3 protein-coding genes are annotated in these 1,801 nt (G+C 69.5%); all 3 read right to left on the bottom strand.

The window, feature by feature from the left end:
* The coding region (locus GTW40_RS15260) for a TCP-1/cpn60 chaperonin family protein (RefSeq protein ID WP_272919011.1) at positions 1–509 on the bottom strand (509 nt) is incomplete at its 3' end.
* A 117-nt stretch (positions 510–626) separates the two neighbouring features.
* A complete protein-coding gene (gene groES, locus GTW40_RS15255) occupies positions 627–935 on the bottom strand; it encodes a co-chaperone GroES (protein WP_018543953.1) in 309 nt (102 codons plus the stop codon).
* Positions 936–1,248: 313 nt separating this feature from the next.
* A partial coding sequence (locus GTW40_RS15250; protein ID WP_161180733.1) for a hypothetical protein occupies positions 1,249–1,801 on the bottom strand: 553 nt, incomplete at its 5' end.

The following is a 1,801-nucleotide window of genomic DNA, read 5'->3' as shown; positions in this document are numbered from 1 at the left end:
TCCTTGCCGACCTTGTCCATGGCCTCGGCGATCAGCTCGCCGACCTGGTCGTCCTGGGCCGACAGCGCGGCGACGGCGGCGATGTCCGACTTCTCGTCGATCGGGCGGGCCGCGGCGTGCAGGTCCTCGGAGATGGCCTTGACGGCGGCGTCGATGCCCTTCTTCAGGGAGGCCGGGGAGGCACCGGCGGCGACGTTCTTCAGGCCCTCGCGCACCAGCGCCTGGGCGAGCACGGTGGCGGTGGTGGTGCCGTCACCCGCGATGTCGTTGGTCTTGGTCGCCACCTCCTTCACCAGCTGGGCGCCGAGGTTCTCGAACGGGTCCTCGATCTCGACCTCACGGGCGATCGTGACACCGTCGTTGGTGATGGTGGGCGCGCCGAACTTCTTGTCGATGACGACGTTGCGACCCCGAGGGCCGATCGTCACCTTCACCGTGTCGGCCAGCTTGTTGACGCCGCGCTCAAGGGCGCGACGGGCGTCCTCGTCGAACTTCAGAGTCTTCGCCATGACAGCGGTAGCCCTCTCGAAAATCTGGGTGGATGTGACCGCGCCCCCGGCCGCCCGGCTTCCTCTCGGTAGCGGGGGGCCAGGGGCGCAGTGGTGAAGCAGATGCTTCGGGGTGAACTACTTCTCGATGATCGCGAGAACGTCGCGAGCCGAGAGGACGAGGTACTCGTCGCCGTTGTACTTCACCTCGGTGCCGCCGTACTTGCTGTACAGCACGATGTCGCCGACCTTGACGTCGAGCGGCAGGCGCTCGCCGTTCTCGAAGCGGCCGGGACCCACGGCGAGGACGGCGCCCTCCTGGGGCTTCTCCTTCGCGGTGTCCGGGATGACCAGGCCAGAGGCCGTGGTCTGCTCGGCGTCCAGCGGCTGGACCACGATGCGGTCCTCGAGCGGCTTGATGGCAACCTTGGAGCTGGCGGTCGTCACGATCCGACCTCCCCCTTCTGAGATCACACGGGGTTGACTGTCTGAGGTGGCGACCAGGTGGATCCGTCGTCGCGGGTGCCGGACCTGCCCGTCGCTTTGTTGGCACTCTCTGCTGCCGAGTGCCAGAGCCGAGACTATGACCGGGGTTAGCACTCGGTCAAGCGGAGTGCCAATTGCCGTGCGGCGCGTCGGCGATCGGGGGTGCGGGGAGTTGGCTCGGCCTGTGTGGGGGTTGCACCCCCACGCCCCCGCTTTCGGCCCTTAAGGGGCCTCGTCCTCAAACGCCGGACGGGCTGAAAGTAAGCGGAGTTTCCTACAGGTAATCCTCCAAGTGCCCCACCGTCAGGCCCCGTTCCTGCACCTTCCTCAGCAGCCTCGCCGTCCGCTCCCCCAGTGCCGTCGCCGGGCCTCGGGCCGGGCCCACTCGGACGATGTCGCCCGGGAGGAGCGTGTGGGTGCCTCGCGTGTAGGCGAGTCCCGTTGGGGTGACCGTCGCTCGCCAGAGGACCACCGCGGTGATGCCGCAGTGGGCGGCGGCGCGGAGGGTGGTGCGGTCGTAGGCGCGTTGGCGGGGTCGGAGGAGGCGGGAGGGGGTGGGGTGGTCGCAGATGGCGGTGCGCTGGCGGGGGTAGGGGAGGCCGGGGAGGGTTCCTCGGTGGGGGGCTCGGCGTTCGACGGTGGCGCCCGCCTTGCGCAGGGCCGACTGGTGGGCGGTCGCGAAGACCGTGACCGGAAGGCGGAGTTCGCGGATCAGGGTGGCCAGACGGGGGTCCTGGCCCGCACCGTCGTCGTAGGTGAGGAAGACGACCCTGTCGGTGGTGGGGACGCGGTCCACGACGGGGGGCAGGGGGGTGGTCGTGCGGGCG

Source organism: Streptomyces sp. SID4985, from assembly GCF_009863025.1.
Classification (GTDB): domain Bacteria; phylum Actinomycetota; class Actinomycetes; order Streptomycetales; family Streptomycetaceae; genus Streptomyces.
This window is presented reverse-complemented; position numbering and strand designations above follow the sequence as displayed.